The organism is Streptomyces sp. NPDC026672 (genome assembly GCF_040638185.1).
Taxonomy (GTDB): Bacteria; Actinomycetota; Actinomycetes; order Streptomycetales; family Streptomycetaceae; genus Streptomyces.
In genome coordinates, this window is record NZ_JBEZXS010000038.1 from 70,122 (window position 1) to 85,712 (window position 15,591).

Annotated in this window: 18 protein-coding genes; 7 read left to right on the forward strand and 11 right to left on the reverse strand. The window is 71.3% G+C overall.

Annotated elements, in window-relative coordinates; genetic code table 11:
* Positions 1-4 precede the first annotated feature (4 nt).
* A complete protein-coding gene (locus AB0F77_RS33245; protein WP_361955407.1) occupies positions 5-1,462 on the forward strand; it encodes a cytochrome ubiquinol oxidase subunit I in 1,458 nt (485 codons plus the stop codon).
* The gene (locus AB0F77_RS33250) at positions 1,459-2,499 is read left to right on the forward strand and encodes a cytochrome d ubiquinol oxidase subunit II (RefSeq protein ID WP_361955408.1); all 1,041 of its coding nucleotides are present in this window, start codon (positions 1,459-1,461) and stop codon (positions 2,497-2,499) included. The genes AB0F77_RS33245 and AB0F77_RS33250 overlap by 4 nt, the downstream gene beginning before the upstream one ends.
* A gap of 36 nt (positions 2,500-2,535) precedes the next feature.
* On the opposite strand, the gene AB0F77_RS33255 is transcribed toward AB0F77_RS33250, so the two are convergent.
* The 3 genes from AB0F77_RS33255 to AB0F77_RS33265 form a co-directional block, all read right to left on the reverse strand.
* Positions 2,536-4,374, reverse strand: coding sequence for a glycoside hydrolase family 15 protein (locus AB0F77_RS33255; RefSeq protein WP_361955409.1), 1,839 nt, complete (start codon positions 4,372-4,374; stop codon positions 2,536-2,538).
* 108 nt (positions 4,375-4,482) lie between these two features.
* Entirely contained in the window at positions 4,483-5,430 is a 948-nt protein-coding gene (locus tag AB0F77_RS33260; RefSeq protein WP_361955410.1) for a DUF389 domain-containing protein, read from the reverse strand.
* A gap of 160 nt (positions 5,431-5,590) precedes the next feature.
* Positions 5,591-6,454: a helix-turn-helix transcriptional regulator gene (locus AB0F77_RS33265; protein ID WP_361955411.1), complete on the reverse strand. Its 864-nt coding sequence runs from the start codon at positions 6,452-6,454 to the stop codon at positions 5,591-5,593.
* Between the two features lie 101 nt (positions 6,455-6,555).
* On the opposite strand from AB0F77_RS33265, the gene AB0F77_RS33270 reads away from it, so the two are divergent.
* Entirely contained in the window at positions 6,556-7,500 is a 945-nt protein-coding gene (locus AB0F77_RS33270) for an SDR family NAD(P)-dependent oxidoreductase (RefSeq protein ID WP_361955412.1), read from the forward strand.
* A gap of 426 nt (positions 7,501-7,926) precedes the next feature.
* Here AB0F77_RS33270 and AB0F77_RS33275 read toward each other — a convergent pair whose 3' ends face one another.
* From AB0F77_RS33275 to AB0F77_RS33310, 8 genes are all read right to left on the reverse strand, one after another.
* Positions 7,927-8,217, reverse strand: a complete 291-nt coding sequence (locus tag AB0F77_RS33275) for an SCO5918 family protein (RefSeq protein WP_361955413.1) — start codon at positions 8,215-8,217, stop codon at positions 7,927-7,929.
* An 80-nt stretch (positions 8,218-8,297) separates the two neighbouring features.
* The gene (locus AB0F77_RS33280) at positions 8,298-8,636 is read right to left on the reverse strand and encodes a hypothetical protein (protein WP_361955439.1); all 339 of its coding nucleotides are present in this window, start codon (positions 8,634-8,636) and stop codon (positions 8,298-8,300) included.
* A 495-nt stretch (positions 8,637-9,131) separates the two neighbouring features.
* Positions 9,132-9,338 (reverse strand): cold-shock protein, encoded by a 207-nt coding sequence (locus AB0F77_RS33285; RefSeq protein WP_361955414.1) that lies wholly within the window; start codon positions 9,336-9,338, stop codon positions 9,132-9,134.
* A gap of 231 nt (positions 9,339-9,569) precedes the next feature.
* Positions 9,570-9,908 carry a MerR family transcriptional regulator gene (locus AB0F77_RS33290; protein WP_361955415.1) on the reverse strand — a complete coding sequence of 113 codons (339 nt, stop codon included), beginning with the start codon at positions 9,906-9,908 and terminating at the stop codon, positions 9,570-9,572.
* A 148-nt stretch (positions 9,909-10,056) separates the two neighbouring features.
* Positions 10,057-10,431, reverse strand: coding sequence for an STAS domain-containing protein (locus AB0F77_RS33295; RefSeq protein ID WP_361955416.1), 375 nt, complete (start codon positions 10,429-10,431; stop codon positions 10,057-10,059).
* A 71-nt stretch (positions 10,432-10,502) separates the two neighbouring features.
* The gene (locus tag AB0F77_RS33300) at positions 10,503-11,015 is read right to left on the reverse strand and encodes a DUF5994 family protein (RefSeq protein WP_361955417.1); all 513 of its coding nucleotides are present in this window, start codon (positions 11,013-11,015) and stop codon (positions 10,503-10,505) included.
* A gap of 103 nt (positions 11,016-11,118) precedes the next feature.
* Positions 11,119-11,406, reverse strand: a complete 288-nt coding sequence (locus tag AB0F77_RS33305) for a hypothetical protein (RefSeq protein ID WP_361955419.1) — start codon at positions 11,404-11,406, stop codon at positions 11,119-11,121.
* A gap of 495 nt (positions 11,407-11,901) precedes the next feature.
* On the reverse strand, positions 11,902-12,246 hold the full coding sequence (locus AB0F77_RS33310) for a hypothetical protein (RefSeq protein ID WP_361955421.1): 345 nt from the start codon (positions 12,244-12,246) through the stop codon (positions 11,902-11,904).
* 589 nt (positions 12,247-12,835) lie between these two features.
* Between AB0F77_RS33310 and AB0F77_RS33315 the strand changes: the two genes are divergently transcribed.
* The 4 genes from AB0F77_RS33315 to AB0F77_RS33330 all read left to right on the forward strand — a co-directional run bounded on the left by AB0F77_RS33315 (position 12,836) and on the right by AB0F77_RS33330 (position 15,291).
* Positions 12,836-13,249: a DUF5994 family protein gene (locus AB0F77_RS33315; RefSeq protein ID WP_361955423.1), complete on the forward strand. Its 414-nt coding sequence runs from the start codon at positions 12,836-12,838 to the stop codon at positions 13,247-13,249.
* Positions 13,250-13,552: 303 nt separating this feature from the next.
* Positions 13,553-14,221 carry a hypothetical protein gene (locus tag AB0F77_RS33320; protein WP_361955425.1) on the forward strand — a complete coding sequence of 223 codons (669 nt, stop codon included), beginning with the start codon at positions 13,553-13,555 and terminating at the stop codon, positions 14,219-14,221.
* A gap of 363 nt (positions 14,222-14,584) precedes the next feature.
* A complete protein-coding gene (locus AB0F77_RS33325) occupies positions 14,585-14,851 on the forward strand; it encodes a CopG family transcriptional regulator (RefSeq protein WP_361955427.1) in 267 nt (88 codons plus the stop codon).
* Positions 14,848-15,291, forward strand: coding sequence for a PIN domain-containing protein (locus AB0F77_RS33330; RefSeq protein WP_361955429.1), 444 nt, complete (start codon positions 14,848-14,850; stop codon positions 15,289-15,291). The genes AB0F77_RS33325 and AB0F77_RS33330 overlap by 4 nt, the downstream gene beginning before the upstream one ends.
* Positions 15,292-15,591 lie beyond the last annotated feature (300 nt).

The following is a 15,591-nucleotide window of genomic DNA, read 5'->3' on the forward strand; positions in this document are numbered from 1 at the left end:
AGACATGCACACGGTCCTGCTGCTGGCGGACGCACCGGCGCAGACGCTGCCGGCCCGGTCGATGATGGCCTTCACGCTGGCCACCCACATCATCCTGGTGCCCATGGGCGTGGCACTGCCGCTGATCACGCTGATCACGCACGGCTACGGGCTGCGCCGCGGCGACGCGACCGCCCTGCTGCTGGCCCGGCGCTGGTCGGCGGTGATGGCCGTCCAGTTCGCCATCGGCGTTGTCACCGGCACCGTCCTGTCCTTCGAGTTCGGGCTGCTGTGGCCGGGCATGATGGGCCGCTGGGGCGACGTGTTCGGCATCGGCTTCGGCGTCGAGGCGTGGGCGTTCTTCCTGGAGGCCGTCCTCATCGCTGTCTACCTCTACGGCTGGCGCAGACTTCCCTCCCGGACCCACTTCCTGCTCGGGCTGCCGCTCCCCTTCGTGGCCCTGCTGGGCGCCTTCGGCATCCTGGCCGCGAACTCGTGGATGAACACGCCCCGGGGCTTCAACCTCGACGCCGCGGGCAACCCCGTGGACGTGGACGTCCGGAGGGCGATCTTCACGCCCATGTTCGGCCCGGAGTACTGGCACTTCGTCATGGCGATGTTCGTGACGGCGGGTTATGTCACGGCGGGCGTCTACGCCATGGGCTGGCTGCGGGGCCGCCGCGACCGCTACCACCGGCTCGGCTTCACGATCCCCTTCACGCTCGCCGCCGTGTGCACCCCGGTGCAGTTCATGCTGGGCGACTCCATCGCCCGGCAGGTGTTCCACAAGCAGCCGGTGAAGTTCGCCGCCATGGAGATCGTCTGGAACACCGACACCCACGTCCCGGAGTACCTGTTCGGCCGGCTGCACCCGGACGGGACCATCTCCGGCGGCATCAAGATCCCCCAACTCGACTCCATCCTGGCCGGCTTCCGCCCGGACACCCGGGTCACCGGACTGACCTCGGTCCCCGCGAGCGACCGGCCGACGGCCACCCAGGCCACCATCACCCACTGGGCCTTCGACACCATGGTCGGGATCGGCTCCCTGCTGCTCCTGCTCGCGCTCTGGTACGGCGTCCTGTGGGTCCGGCGCCGCCGGCTGCCCGCCTCCCCGTGGTTCTTCCGCGGCGCGGCCTGCGCGGGCGTGGCCTCCGTCCTCGCCGTCGAATGCGGCTGGATCACCACCGAGGTGGGCCGCCAGCCGTGGATCGTCTACCAGAACATGCGGGTCGCCGAGGCGGTGACGGCGACCCGCGCCGGCGGCCTGTGGACCATGTTCGCCCTGGTCGTCGTCGTGTACGTCTTCGTGTTCGGGTCGTTCCTCGTGGTGCTGCTCAAGATGCGCACCCGATGGCGGCTCGCCGACGAGAGCGGCGCGCCCCGGCCGCCGGAGGGCGCGCCCGACACGGGGGCGCCCGACACCGGGGCGCCGGAGACGGACACACCGTACGGGCCCCGCTCCACCGGGAGCCGGCTGTGATCGCCGGGGTGATCGCCGTCGTCCTGCTGCTCGCGATCGCCGCCTACGCCTGCGGCGGGGGCACGGACTACGGCGCCGGCTTCTGGGACCTGACCGCGGGCGGCGCGAAGCGCGGCAGGCGCCCGCGATGGCTCATCGACCACGCGATGGAACCCGTGTGGGAGGTCAACAACGTCTGGCTGATCTTCGTCCTGGTCATCATGTGGACGGGTTTCCCGGACCTCTTCCAGCGGGTCTTCACCACGATGTGGCTGCCGCTGGCGCTGGCCGCCGTGGGCATCGTGCTGCGCGGCGCCGGCTTCGCCCTGCGCAAGCCCGCCCGCCGACTGGCTGGACGGCGCCTGTACGGGGCGGTCTTCGCCGTCTCCTCGCTGCTGACGCCGTTCTTCCTGGGCGCCGCGGCCGGAGGAGTGGCCTCGGGCCGGGTGACCGCCACGACGACGGCGTCCACGGACGCCTGGGCCAACCCCACGTCCCTGCTGTTCGGACTGCTCGCCGTCGCGGCCACGGCGACACTCGGCGCCGTCTTCCTCGCCGCGGACGCCCGCCGCTTCGCCGCGCCGGACCTGGACCGCTACTTCCGGCGCCGGGCCCTGGGCGCCCTCGCCGCCGTGGCCGTGCTCGCCGTCGTCACCCTCGTCGTCACCCACGGCGACGCGCCCCACGTCTGGCACGGCCTCACCCACGGCGCCGGCCTCGTCCTCGTCGTCCTGGCGGTGCTGGCCACGCTCGCCACCGCGTGGCTGCTGCTCCGGCCCTCCGGTGCCTGGTCCCGGGTCACGGCGGTCGGCGTGGTCGCCTCGGCCGTCATCGCCTGGGGCATGGCACAGCGCCCCTACCTCGTCCCGACCTCGCTGACCGTCGCCGAGGGCGCGGGCGCGCACACCACGATGCGCTGGCTGGCGTTGGTCACCCTCGTCGCCGTCGTCCTCGTCGTCCCCGCGGTCGCCCTGCTGTACTGGCTGGACACCCGCGGCGAGCTGGAGGGCCTCACCGACGCCGACCTGCGGCGCGGCGACACCGGCGACGAGGGCTGAACCGGCGCCGGACTCCTTCGTGTTCTTGTCGCCGGACTACTTCCTGTCGAGGGCCTCGTTCAGGGTGAGGGCCGAGTCGATCAGGGCGAGATGGGTGAACGCCTGGGGGAAGTTGCCGAGTTGACGGCCCGTCGGGTCGATCTCCTCGGAGTACAGGCCCAGATGGTTGGCGTACCCCATCATCTTCTCGAACACCAGCCGCGCCCGGTCGGTCCGTCCCGCGCGGGCCAGGGCGTCGACGTACATGAACGTGCACAGCGAGAAGGTGCCCTCCGAGCCGCGCAGACCGTCGGGCGAGGCGCCCGGGTCGTAGCGGTAGACCAGGCTGTCGCTGACCAGTTCCCGCTCCATGGCGTCCAGGGTCGACGACCACATCGGGTCCCCGGGGGTGACGAACCCGACCGTCGCCATGCGCAGCAGAGAGGAGTCCAGGACCCGACCGCCGTAGTGCTGGACGAAGGCCCGCCGGTCCTCGCTCCAGCCCTTCGCCATGACCTGCTCGTAGACGGCGTCCCGCTCGGCCTGCCAGCGCCCGGTCGCGGACGGCCACCCCTTCGCCTCGGCGAGGCGCAGCGCGCGGTCGAACGCCACCCACGACATCACCCGGCCGTACGTGAAGTCCTGGCGCCCGCCGCGGGTCTCCCAGATGCCCTCCTCCGCCTGGTCCCAGTGGTCGGCCAGCCATTGCAGGTCCGTCCGCAGCGAGGTCCACCCCTTGTACCCGACCTCGAAGCCGTGCTGGTGCGCGAAGTAGATGCTGTCCAGCGCCTCGCCGTAGATGTCCAGCTGGAGCTGGGTGGCGGCGCCGTTGCCGATCCGCACCGGGGCGGAGCGCTCATAGCCCTCCCAGTGGTCGAGGATCTGCTCGTTCAGGTCGGAGGAGCCGTCGACCTTGTACATGATGTTGAGCGGCCCCGTGTTCCCTTCGCTGCCGGCCCGCTCGCTGACCCGGTCGCCCAGCCAGGCGATGAACGCCCTGGCCTCCTCCGTGAAGCCCAGCCCCAGCAGCGCGTACACCGAGAAGGAGGCGTCCCTGATCCAGGTGAAGCGGTAGTCCCAGTTGCGTTCGCCGCCCAGTTGCTCGGGCAGGGCCGCCGTCGGGGCGGCCACCACGGCACCGCTGGGGGCGAAGGTCATGAGCTTCAGAGTGATCGCGGAACGCTCCACCACCTCCCGCCAGCGCCCGGCGTAGCGCGACTGCGACAGCCAGGAGCGCCAGAAGGCCGCCGTCTCGTCGAAGAGCCGTTCGTGTTCCTCCCGGCGGACCTCCCTGGGCGGTTCCCCGGCGCCCATCTCCAGGATCAGTCCGCGCTGCTGACCGGCCGTCATGGTCAGCTTGAGGTGCACGTCGGCGCCCTGGTCCGTGAGCACGTCCGTGAGCCGCTCGTCCTCCGGCTCCCGGATGGGGTGCACGGTGAGTTCCGTGCCGTCCTCCGCGGCGAACACCGCTCCGTGCGGGGTGAGGTGCAACTCGTGCTTGCTGCGGCCGTAGTCGAACCGCGGGGCGATCTCCACCTGGAACGTCATGCTGCCGCGCACACAGCGGACCAGCCGGACCAGCCGGTGGCGCCGCGTGACCGTCGTACCGGTCACGGGCATGAAGTCGATCACCTCACCGGCGCCCGCCTCGGTCATGAACCGGGTCACCAGGATCGCCGTGTCGGGCAGGTACAGCTGTCTGGTCGCATGGGTCGGGTGGGCCGGCCGGACCGTGCAGTGCCCGCCGTTCTCCTTGTCCAGGAGCGCCCCGAACACACTGGGCGAGTCGAACCGCGGGGAGCAGAACCAGTCGACCACCCCCTCGGTGGTCACCAGCGCCGCGGTCTGCAGATCGCCGATGAGCCCGTGATTCTCGATCAGCGGGTAGTCGTCCACGGGACGCCCCTTTCCGCGTGTGATTCACCCGGACGGACCCCCTCGACCAGGGTAGGCCGGGGTGCCTGCTCCGGCTCGTCGGCCGGATGGGGGTTGTCGTTGCCGTTGTCATCGGCGCCGTGCGGTGGCGCGGCGGGTCGCGCGGTGCCACAGACGCCGCTGGAGACGCAGGGTGAGGACCCCGACGACCACGAGCACCACCACGTTGAGCAGCAGTTGGACCAGCGAGCCCCGGGCCTCGTGCCAGTCGGCGAAGGCGAGCGAGACGGCGACGTCCGAGGCGGCGGGGATCGTGGTCACGGAGATGAAGACACCGAGCAGGGCGGTGCCGCGCGCCTCGGTGAGCGAGACGATGCCGACGACGCCGGCCAGGACGGCGACGGCGACCGAGAAGAAGTCCGGCGTGTCGATCAGGTGGGACACGGGCCGCAGCCCCAGCTCGAAGGCCGTGGACTGGAGGTCGGCGCCGCGCGCCAGCGCGGCGAACCCCAGGGTGACCACGATGGCCAGCGTGAACCCGGTCGTCATGGCCAGCATCCCCTCCCGGACCATACGCCGGTTACGGCGGTCCAGACCGAGGGCGACCCCGGTGATCGCGTTGTACTCGGGTCCGACCACCATGGCCGCCACGATGAGGATCTGCGAGTTCGTCATGATGCCGACCGAGCCGATGAGCCCGGCGATCACCAGGAACAGGTAGAACGACGGCGGATAGGTCCCCTCCGCGCGGATACGGGCCTCGACCGCGGCCCACAGCGGCGCGTGCACGAGCGCGCTCGGCTGGTCCGACTCGATGCGCTCGGCGTGCTTCGAGAACATCATGTCCACGTCGCCGACGACGATCGACCCGGTACGGTCCACCCCCAGCTCGCGCAGGTCGCCGAGCACACCGTTCGCGGCGCCCTTCATCACGTCGCACTCCACCGCGTCACCGCCCGGGAGGTGCGCCTCCTTCACGACCACGAGGTTGAGCACACGATCGTGCGAGGCGAGCAGCCCGACGGCGGCCTCGGTGAGCGCGGACGGCATGACCATACGGAAGTGGATCAGATCCATCCGGACCTCCTGGGGCGGGGGCGGACGCGGCCACGGGCGGTACCGGGGTGGGCCTGGCCCGGACCGACCCGCCGACCCTCCCGGAACGGCCGACGGAACGCACTACCTGTCCACTATCGCCCGCACCCCCACCGGGGGCACACGCAGATCTTCGCGCCTGTTATCCGTGGCCGCCGGGCTGTTCGGTGAGGGGCTCGGTGCCCAGGACGAGGGCGAGGGCGAGGCGTTCGGCGTCCTCGGTGCCGGGCTCGGCGGTGTAGACCATGATGCGGAGATCGTCCAGGGCGACGAGGAGCGTGTCGCAGTCGAGCGTGATCCGGCCGACCGCGGGATGGTCGACGACCTTCCGTTTCGACGGGTCGGCGAGCGGGGGCGGGGCGTCCGCCTCCCAGAGTGCGGCGAAGCGCGGGCTCCGCGCCATGAGGTCGGCGACGAGCCGCCGTAGCGCCCGGTCGGCGGGGTACCGGGCGGCGGTCAGCCGCAGGTCCGCGACGAGCCGGGCCTCGTGGTCGTCCCGCTCCCGCGGGGTGTGCACGGTGCGGTTCTCGCGGCCCGCGAGGTTGCGCCAGACGGCGTTGCGTTCGATCCCGGTCCAGGTCGACGTCTCGCCCATGAGCGCTTCGTACGGCGCGTTGGCGAGGATGAGCGTCCAGGTGGCGTCGTACACGACGACGGGGGTGTACGACAGCCGGTCGAGCAGCCGTTGCACGCTCGGGGTGACGCGGGACGGGACGACGTCGGGCCCGGGGGCGGTGTGGCCGGCGAGCCGGTGGAGCAGGTCGCGGTCCGGGTCGGTGAGGCACAGGGCCCGCGCGAGCGCCTCCACCACCTGTGCCGAGGGCGCGGTCGACCGCCCCTGCTCCAGCCGGGTCAGATAGTCCGTGGAGATCCCGGCGAGCCCGGCCAGTTCCTCGCGGCGCAGCCCGCTCGCCCGGCGCCGCCGCCCGGCGGGGATGCCCACGGACTCGGGTACGACACGATCACGCAGACGGCGTACCGTCCGGCCGAACTCCCATGTCTCCACACGTTCAGTGTGCGTGGCGGCGGTGCCGTTGTCCTGGCCCCGGCAGTCCTATGACAACGGGGCGGCTGGCTGACCGTCCCCGTGTCTTCGAGGCTCGACCCATGACCACCACAGACAGCGGAACCGTCCTGATCACCGGCCCGACCCGGGGCCTCGGGCGGGCCGCCGCCCTCGCCATGGCCGGCCGTCCCGACGGCGAGCGCCCCGACCTGCTGCTGGTGGGCCGGGCCGGAGAGGCGCTCTCGAACGTCGCCGAGGAGGCCCGTGCGCGGGGAGCGAGGGTCCGTGAGGTCGGGTGCGACCTCTCCCGGCTCGCCGACGTCCGGGCCGCCGCGGCCACCGTGCGGGAACTGCTCGACGCCGGGGAGGTACGACCCCTGCGCGCGCTGGTCGCCAACGCCGGCACCATGTCGGCCGACATCCGCGCCGCCTCCGCCGACGGCTTCGAGACGACCTTCGCCGTGAACCACCTCGCCCACGCCCAGCTCATCGGCGACCTGCTCGGCTCGTTCACCGCGCCCGCCCGGATCGTGCTGCTCGGCTCGAACGTCTACAGCGCCAATGTCTGGCGGCGGTTGATGGGGGTGCCCGAAGCGAAGTGGAGCGATCCCGTCGAGATGGCCCGCCCGGCGACCGGCGACGAGAAGCCGGGCTTCACCGCCTCCGGGGTCGCCTACGCCAACGCCAAACTGGCCGTCCTGTACTACGCCCACGAACTCCAGCGCCGGGTCGGCGCCGGCATCAACGTCGCGGTGTTCGAGCCCGGTTGGATGCCCGGCACGGCACTGGGACGCGGAACGCCCGCGGCCGTCCAGGCGATCGGACGCGGCCTGTCACACCTGCCCGGCGTGTCCACCCCGAAGCGCTCGGGCCCCGCACTGGCCTCACTCGCCCTCGACACCAAGTGGGCACACCTGCGCGACGGCGCGTTCGTGGTGGTCCACAAGGTGACGGAGGTACGGCCCGTGGCCAAGAACCCCGACCGAGAACACCACCTGTGGGAAACGACGACGCGACTCCTCGCGGACTCGAACACGCGGGCCTGATCAACACGGCCACGCCCGCCCGGCCCGCCCGGGTCGATCACCGTCAGGTCCGTTGTCAGTGCCCGCGACCGGCGTTCCGAGCGCGCGGTCGGCTTCCGGGGGTTCCAGCTCTGTAAGGAATGGTTGCATCCCCGGCCTGTCCGGGGGCGGCCCGGAGACCCGTCCGGGACCCAACCGACGACCGGGCTCCGCCGATGGCCAACAGCCGCCCCGCCAGAGCCGCTTCCAGGTCTTGGTCCCAGGACCGCTTGTCACCTCGGCTCAAGAACGTGGGACGTCGTAGTTCATCGCGCGGTCGTAGGCACCTCTCTCGCAGGCCAAGCCAACCTGGCCTTTCCTGAGGAACGGTTGCTCACCAGTGCCGCCAACGGTCCGTGAGCTCGTACCGACCGAGCCCGCGCCTGGCGGTCAGGGCCCCGGGAACCGTCACCAGCCGAGTGTGTCCTCGTCGTCGGATCGCAGGTCCCGGGGCGGCGTGGCCGGGCGCGCGTCGTGGCAGGTGAAGCCGAGCCGGGTCAGTGCGCGGCGCATCTCGACGGACGTGAAGTCCCGGCGATTCTGCCTGGTGATCACCTCTCCGACCTGCATCACGGGGTAGATCCGGCCGTTGACGGTCACGGACACACCGGTGACGGGTTCGGGGGTGATGCCGTCCATCGACTGCTCCACCTCGCTCTTGTTCAGGTCGAAGGGGAAACGGGCGATGACACAGCGCATGGATGCCTCCGCAGGGATGAGTGAGAACACCGGGAACGTCTGGAGGGGCCCGGACGCGCGACGGCGGCCGGACGGCGGGGTCAGGGGGTGAGCGCGAGGACGCCCAAGGCGTAGCCGTGCTCGTCGACCACGGGGGAGACGTTCAGTATCCGTATCCGCATGGCGGCCTCCGCCTCGCCGAGTGCGGCCGTCGACGCGGTGAACGGTCCGCGGTCGAGCGGGATGTCCCGCAGCCGGGTCCGGTCGCTGAACCACGAGCCGCCACGGTGCGCGATGAGCTGGGCCCGGGTGACGAGTCCCGCGCACCGTCCGTCCTCGTCCTGGAGGAGCAGGTGCGGGACACGGGCCCCGATGAGCACGGACAGGACCACGTCGACGGCCATGTGGTCGTCGACCTGCGGCTCGGGAGCGTGCAGCATGGCGTCGCGGGCGGTCAGACCGGTGCCGTCGGCCTTGCCGGCCGGGGGTGTTCGAGACGGAATCGGCGTCAAGGGCTTCTCCTCTTCGTCGGGACGGGGGGAGGGGAGACCCGGCACCGGCGGTCACCACCCTCATTCCGGTCCGCGCGACGGCGATCCGAACTGTCGCCGGGGCGTCGGGTGCGGTTCATGAACGAACCTTCGTCCGTACGGCGTATCGCGGAATTCCGTCGGACGGCGGGCTGCCGTACGAGGAATTAAGGAGTCACAGGAATGGACCGAGGGAAAGGCGGAAACCCGGGCTGATCGGTTTCGGAGCCGGGCTGCATCGGTCCGGAGATCCCGGATACTCCGGAGAACCCGGAAATCCCCGAGGTTTCGGAAATCGATTATCGGATTGTCCGGGCAACGCAATGGCTGGGGCCTGCACCCCAAGAGTGCGGGCCCCAGCCGTATGATGCGCGAGCCACCGGCTCGTGACGATGTGCGTCGGTCTCAGGCAGCGACGATGTTCTCGGCCTGCAGGCCCTTCTGGCCCTGCGCGACGTCGAAGCTGACCTTCTGGCCTTCCTGAAGCTCGCGGAAGCCGCCGTTGCTGATGATGTTCGAGTAGTGGGCGAACACGTCGGCGCCGCCGCCGTCCTGCTCGATGAAGCCGAAGCCCTTTTCCGCGTTGAACCACTTCACGGTGCCGGATGCCATATGGAATCTCCCTAGGGGGGCAGTGTCGGACCCTGCACTTTGCGGGGCCGAGTCGCCGCGATGATCACCCCTCCGGAAAGATCCGGAAAGCTATGCAAGGAAAAAAACCTTTGGCAACCAAAACTGCAACGGTTGTCACGCTAACACAGCCCGGGAGGAACCGGCCATGCACTTTCGAGTCCGCCCGGTAGTTCTCATCCCGTCGAAGTCAGTATTTCTGCACCGGCGGAACTAGATATGCGCGTCGCCCTCGTCCAGCTTCCGGCGCATCTGCCGGTTCAGGCGGAGGGCGGCGTCCAACTGGTCCTCCAGGGAGATGATGCGGCACGCGGCCTCGATGGGGGTGCCCTGGCCGACCAGCTCGCGGGCGCGGGCGGCGACGAGCAGCTGACGGCGGGAGTACCGGCGGTGACCGCCTTCCGAGCGCAGTGGAGTGATCAGCCCGGCCTCACCGACCGCCCTCAGGAAGGCGGGGGTGATGCCGAGTGCGTCGGCGGCCCGCCCCATGGTGTAGGCGGGGTAGTCGTCATCGTCGAGGTTGCCGACGACAGGGCCTTTCACGGCGGGCATGACACCTTCGTTCCGGGAGCGCTTCGTAGGACCCAGGTGTGCGTGGCACCCGTGCTCCGAAGGAATCAGCACCATCTGCGTCGTGCCACAACCCTATCCCTGGCGGACGCACACATGTGGCCCCGCCATGACGGATTTCCTTCCGGATTCAGGCACGGTGTGCCGTGGCCCCGGCCGTTCGTCCCTCCCAGGCGTGCTGCGTGTCCGCGTGGGCGGGAAAGCGGTCGAGCAGGCCGGTGCACCGGAAGACCAGGCCGATCGTGGGGGCGTCGTAGACGACGCGGATCCAGCCGCCGCGGGCGTGGCAGTCGGACCACGCCTCGCACAGCGGCCGCAGGATGCTGCAGTCGGCGAAGGTGACCGCGCTCAGGTCCACGATGATCAGGAGCCGTCCTGGCCGGGCCGTGCGGACCTCGGCCAGGGCGCCGACCAGTGGTGCGACGGTCTGCGCGTCCAGTTCACCGTACGCGCGGACGATGCGGCACTCCTCGAAGAGCGCGGGGGCCTCGCGCCGAGCCGTCAACGGCGCGCGCCAGGAGGGGAGTCGACGCCGGTCGGCCTTTCCCGCCGTGGGTTCCCCCGGCGCCGCGGGCCTCATCCCGTCTCCCCCGCCGTACCACCGGGGCGGCCGCTACGGGCGGGACCACCGGGGCGGCCGGTACGGGTGGGCGTCGGCATCCTCCGCTCCGCGGTCAGCGGGTTCTCGACGTCGTCGTCGGCGGCGGCGAGCAGCCGGGCGGCCGTTCCGGCGGACTCCTCGGGCGGGACGACCAGGAGCACCAAACGTCCCACGGTGTCGCAGTCCAGGGTGACGATCCGGGCCTCGCTCCCCGGACCGGCCGGCTCCACGGCGATCACCCGGCCGGGCGCCATGACCGTCCGCGGGGCGTCCGGCCATTGGGCGGGGTCCACGGCGACCCGCACCTCGGCGCCCGAATCCGGTTCCAACGCGCTGACAAGCGCGGGCAGTTCAAGCTCCAGCACGTCACAGCGCGGCCACCGGGCGCCATCCAGCGGGCCGCCATCAACACCCCGGGTGAGGCTCAGGCGGGGAACGGGCATCCGGTAGGTGTGCGCGTCGGAGGCCGGCGTTCTGCTGCGTCCCATCGTGCGATCCCGTCCCGGGCGCCGTGGCCGGCTGCCCGATGCGTCGCTCGCCGGGAACGGCACCGCTGACCGCGCTGCGCGAAGAGCTCTCGGTACGGCCAGGCTACTCCTGTGCCTCCCGCCCTTCCCGTTCTTCCTCCCGTTCCTCCATCAGGCGGATGCCCTCGTGTGTCAGCGAGACGGAGGCCGGGGTCCGGTGCGAGGTCCATTCCACGTTGATCAGGCCCTCGTCGGCCAGGTAGACGCAGGCGGCGGAGAGGTCCTCGTCGGGCAGGCCCAGCTCGTCGCGGAGTGCCGATCCGCTGACCTCGGGGCGGTTGAGCTCCACAGCCGCGTACAGGGATCGCAGGACCCCTTCCCGGTTGTTCTTGCGTTCGCGGAGTTTTGTCATGTCTCTCGTTCTCCGAGGTGTTGACGGCCGCGTGGGGACGGCCGGCTGTAGGCGCGGGCGGTCTCCGGCGTCGTCGCGAGGACGCGCACCTCGGTGTGGCTCCCGGAGGGCAACGGGTCCTCATCCGGTACGGACCTCCTGGCGGGCGACCGGGTGTCTCCACGAGGGCCCGTTCGAGTCCCGGCGACCCCTTTTTCTGAAGGGTATGCCGGGGAGGACCGCCCGCGCGTGCCACGGCCGCACAGGGGTCGGGACAGTGGTTCCGCCCGTCACGGGTTGCCCGCCCCCGGTGACCGAACGGAGCCGGCCGGTCGGCCCGTGCCCGACAGCGGAGGCCGTACGCGGAGGCGGCCGTCGCTCTCGGCCGGGAGCACGGTGGACGCACCGGGGCCCACCGTGCACCGGTTCGGACACCGGCGCACTCCCGGTGACCGACGACGCCGGGGAAGGGGCGGCGTGAGCCCCCGCCGCTCTGCGGTGGGAGCCTGCCGTCGCCTACATGCGCAGCAGCCGTTGGGTGAGCTCCCGGTACTGCCTCAACGCGCCCCGCAGTTCGGCGGAGTCCGTTTCGGGGTCCCGGCCCTGCCAGTCGGCGCGGAGCACCCGCCGCATCTCCGAAAGGGCGTTCGCCAGCTGGGCGGCGGCTTCGTCGAGGGCGTCCGCGGCCTCCTCCAGCGCCTCGCGCGGGGTGTCCGCGAAGGTGTTGACGGCGTGTCCGAGGCGGCGCGCGATCTCGTCCCGTTCGCCCGGGGGGAGCAGTGGCTCCGGGCCCGTGGTGCGGTGTCCGCCCGGGCCGGGGGACCGGTCCGGGGGCTGCTGGGCGCGTGTCTGGTCGTACATCGTCGTATGTACTGCTTCCGTTTGCGATGGGGGCACCGCCTGAAGGCGCCCTTCGCCTTCCCGACGGCTGCTTCAGGCTTCCGGAGACCCGGTCGACCCTGCCCTTCATGGCCCTCAGCCGTTCCGCCAGTCAACGTGCGGCGACGGAACATGTCAACGCGACACCGACCCGAGTGCATCCACCCGAAGGCCGCCGCCCGGCGGAATCCGGGCACCGGTCGGCCCGAGGAGTACGGTGGGCTGAACGAGGGTGCGTCGTGCCTATCCGACAGGCCGTCACCAGCACACCACCCATCCCAGGGGCAGTCCGTGACCCCGGCCGCACCTCCGTCCCCGCGGCCCCCGTCGAGGTCAGGGACCTCTCCATGCGCCCCAGCCCCCTTCACGCCCACCCCGCCGGCCACCGCCCCGCGGGTCCGAGGCCACGGCGGTGGTTTCCTCGTGTACGGCCTGACCGCCCCGCCGCGGGAAGGCCGGCACCCCCTGCGCCACGCGAACCGCACCACCGTACGGCGATGTCGGACAGGGCCGCCGCGCGTCGCACCTGACGGCAACCACGTACCCACCTACGGAAGTTGGCAGCAGCCTCATGACCACCGCACTGCAATCACCGCTTCCCTCCCACCCCGTCCTCCGCCTGCGGCTGGCGCCCCGCAGCGACCTGCCCCGGTCCATCGACGGCGCATGGTGGCCGCGCTCCTACGACCTCCTCGTGGAACTCCCGCGACTGCTGGCCGGGTTGCCGCGCGAGTGGGGCCATGTCACCAGTGCCACCGTCAACGGGACGGTGTGGTCCGCGGTGCCCGGCCGGATACTGGTCTCCAACCAGGTCGTACGACTGCGCAGAGCCCTGGCGGCGAACGCCCCGCACACCGTCGTCCTGCTCGCTCCCGGCCGAGGGCGCTGGGACCTCGTGGTCGTGCCCCCGGACACCACCGAGGGCGCTGCCGAACCGCTCATGGCAGCAGCGGCGGGCGCGCTCGGGGAACAGGGCCGACCCTGACGTCCGTGCCATCCAGGCCGGCCTTCCGGCCCTGATCAACCCGTACGCCCCGCCCTGATCAACCCGTACGCCCCGCCCTGATCAACCCACACGCCCCGCCCTGATCAACCCACACGCCCCGCCCTGTTCCCGGCGACCGCCGGGCCGCCGGGGCGGGCCTCGCCAGGAGTACGGTGGAGAGACCGAGGGCATGCCGCGCACCGCCTCCGACGCCGGTGCCGTTCTCGGGGATCGACGACGCCGGGTCGGCCATCGCCCGTGCCCGGGGCAGGGTTGCTCATGCCCGCGCACGCGTTCCTCCCGATGACCTTGACCCTCCCCGCGCTCCAACCCGCACGGGGCAGACCGCGCACTCGCCTGCCGGACCCGGCGAGGGCGGAGCGCCGTTCCTCGCCCGAGGTGGCGGAACGGGTCCGTCCGCTGACACGTGGTCAGGTCTCGGACCGTCTGCAGGAGCTGGGTGACCTGTACGCGGAGACCTCCGGTGGTGACGCGTGGGCGTGGAACCAGGCGCGTGCGACCTTCCTGCTCCATCTCGCGGCCGACGCACGACGACCGGGGTTCTCGCTGCTGATAGGGGAGACCACCGCCCTGGCCGGATACGCCTACGGCTTCCCCACGGCCGGCGCAGGTCCGTGGTGGGCCGGGTTCGGTGGACACGTCGGGGGGAGTCTGCTTCGCCGCGCCGCCTCCGGTGGGCTCTTCGTCGTCTCCGGAATCGTGGTGCCGCCACGTGTGCGTCGGGAGTACAAGGACCGGGTCTGGAACCTCGCCCGGCGCCTTCAGCGGCGCTTGCTCGCCGACCACGGCGCCGAGCTCGGCATCACGCTGGTGGACGCCCGCGACCACGGGACGGTCGAAACCATGCGGTCCTGGGGCTGGCGGTACGCAGGAGACCGCACCCTCCCGGCCGTGCCCCTGGCCGTACCGCCCAGCCCGTTCCGCATCCTGGCACTGCCCCCGGGAACATGAACTCTCGGCCCTGGTCGGGGGCACCGGCGAGCGGGACGATGCTGGAGCCCATGGACGTCAGCCACCACAGGACGCGGTCCCGCTCGGTGAGGTTCTTCAGCGTCGGGCGTCCACTGGGCGTGAGCCCAGGTGTCCGAGCGGGCATGGAGTCGAGGCGCCGCCGCTGCCCCACGCTGAGTCTCGCCGTACGTGGCCCGGTCGAGGTGCGCGCTCCACGAGTGGAGACCCGCGCACTCATCCCGGGCACACCGCCACGGAAACCGAACGAAGGGGTGTGTGAGGTCGGCTCGGCTGCTCCTCGGCAACACGGCATGGGGAGGTGAGCCGGATACATCAATCCGGTACATGGACTACTGTTGGTACATGTCCATGAAGCGCACGAACGTGTACGCGGACCCCGAGGACCTGGCGATCATCAAGGAGGCCGCCAAACGCCGGGGTATAAGCGAGGCCGAGATCATCCGCCAGGGCATCCACCTTGCAGCCATGGCGAACCGCGTCTGGGACGAGCCGCTGTTCTCGCGCACATTCGAGGGGCCAGGGCGCACGCTGTCCAAGTCGGAGGTCCGCGACACGGTCACCGAGGCCGTCCGGCGTGAGACCGGCTCGGGTTCCGGATCCGCCGCGTGATCATTGTCATCGCCGATACGTCCGGCCTTCTGGCAGCCCTGGACTCGGCCCACCCGGAACACCGGGCGGCGAACGAGGCCATCATGGCGGCGGGCCTGCTGGTCATGTCCCCGCTCCTGCTGGCAGAACTGGATCACGTGGCGACGCGTGAGCTCGGCAGGGAGGCCGCCCTCAGCGCGGTCGACGACCTGCGGCGCTGGATGAGCCGGGGGCGTGTTGTCACGCCGGAGATCACGGAGGTCCACCTCGGCGCCGCCCAGTCCGTCCGTGTCCGCTACCGCGCGCTGGACCTCGACCTCGCCGACGCGGTGAACGTGGCGCTCGCCGCCGACTACGACACGGACGCGATTCTCGCCCTCGACCGACGAGACTTCCGGGCCGTACGCCCGTTGGGCCGCTACAAGGCGTTCCGGGTACTTCCCGACGACCTCCCGCTCTGACACAGGACCCTCGGCGGTCAAGCGCCCGTTTCCACGAGGGGCTTGCGCGCCCACGACGCAGCACAAATGCGGCAACGGCTCCCCATGCAATAAGCCCCAGGCTGCTGACCTGCGGCTTCAAGAAGAGCGGGTGACGAGAACCGAAGGCGCACGAAGGGGGCCGTTCGGCGGCGTTGTGGTGGCGGCCGCCGGGGCCGGTCCGCACGCTGGGCGAAGTGGACGAACGCCGTGCACATGTCGGCGGCCGAGCTCTGGGAGGACCGTGTGACCGCTACGTCGCCCGCAACCGACGCACCGCCG

Bases quoted from the DNA above. Each gene is read 5' to 3' on its own strand.
- AB0F77_RS33320 (WP_361955425.1), top strand. From the start codon at position 13,553: ATGACCTTGACCCTCCCCGCGCTCCAACCCGCACGGGGCAGACCGCGC.
- AB0F77_RS33290 (WP_361955415.1), bottom strand. From the start codon at position 9,908: ATGCCCGCCGTGAAAGGCCCTGTCGTCGGCAACCTCGACGATGACGAC.
- AB0F77_RS33270 (WP_361955412.1), top strand. From the start codon at position 6,556: ATGACCACCACAGACAGCGGAACCGTCCTGATCACCGGCCCGACCCGG.
- AB0F77_RS33300 (WP_361955417.1), bottom strand. From the start codon at position 11,015: ATGGGACGCAGCAGAACGCCGGCCTCCGACGCGCACACCTACCGGATG.
- AB0F77_RS33305 (WP_361955419.1), bottom strand. From the start codon at position 11,406: ATGACAAAACTCCGCGAACGCAAGAACAACCGGGAAGGGGTCCTGCGA.
- AB0F77_RS33315 (WP_361955423.1), top strand. From the start codon at position 12,836: ATGACCACCGCACTGCAATCACCGCTTCCCTCCCACCCCGTCCTCCGC.
- AB0F77_RS33325 (WP_361955427.1), top strand. From the start codon at position 14,585: ATGTCCATGAAGCGCACGAACGTGTACGCGGACCCCGAGGACCTGGCG.
- AB0F77_RS33275 (WP_361955413.1), bottom strand. From the start codon at position 8,217: ATGCGCTGTGTCATCGCCCGTTTCCCCTTCGACCTGAACAAGAGCGAG.
- AB0F77_RS33285 (WP_361955414.1), bottom strand. From the start codon at position 9,338: ATGGCATCCGGCACCGTGAAGTGGTTCAACGCGGAAAAGGGCTTCGGC.
- AB0F77_RS33310 (WP_361955421.1), bottom strand. From the start codon at position 12,246: ATGTACGACCAGACACGCGCCCAGCAGCCCCCGGACCGGTCCCCCGGC.
- AB0F77_RS33245 (WP_361955407.1), top strand. From the start codon at position 5: ATGCACACGGTCCTGCTGCTGGCGGACGCACCGGCGCAGACGCTGCCG.
- AB0F77_RS33280 (WP_361955439.1), bottom strand. From the start codon at position 8,636: ATGCTGCACGCTCCCGAGCCGCAGGTCGACGACCACATGGCCGTCGAC.
- AB0F77_RS33260 (WP_361955410.1), bottom strand. From the start codon at position 5,430: ATGGATCTGATCCACTTCCGTATGGTCATGCCGTCCGCGCTCACCGAG.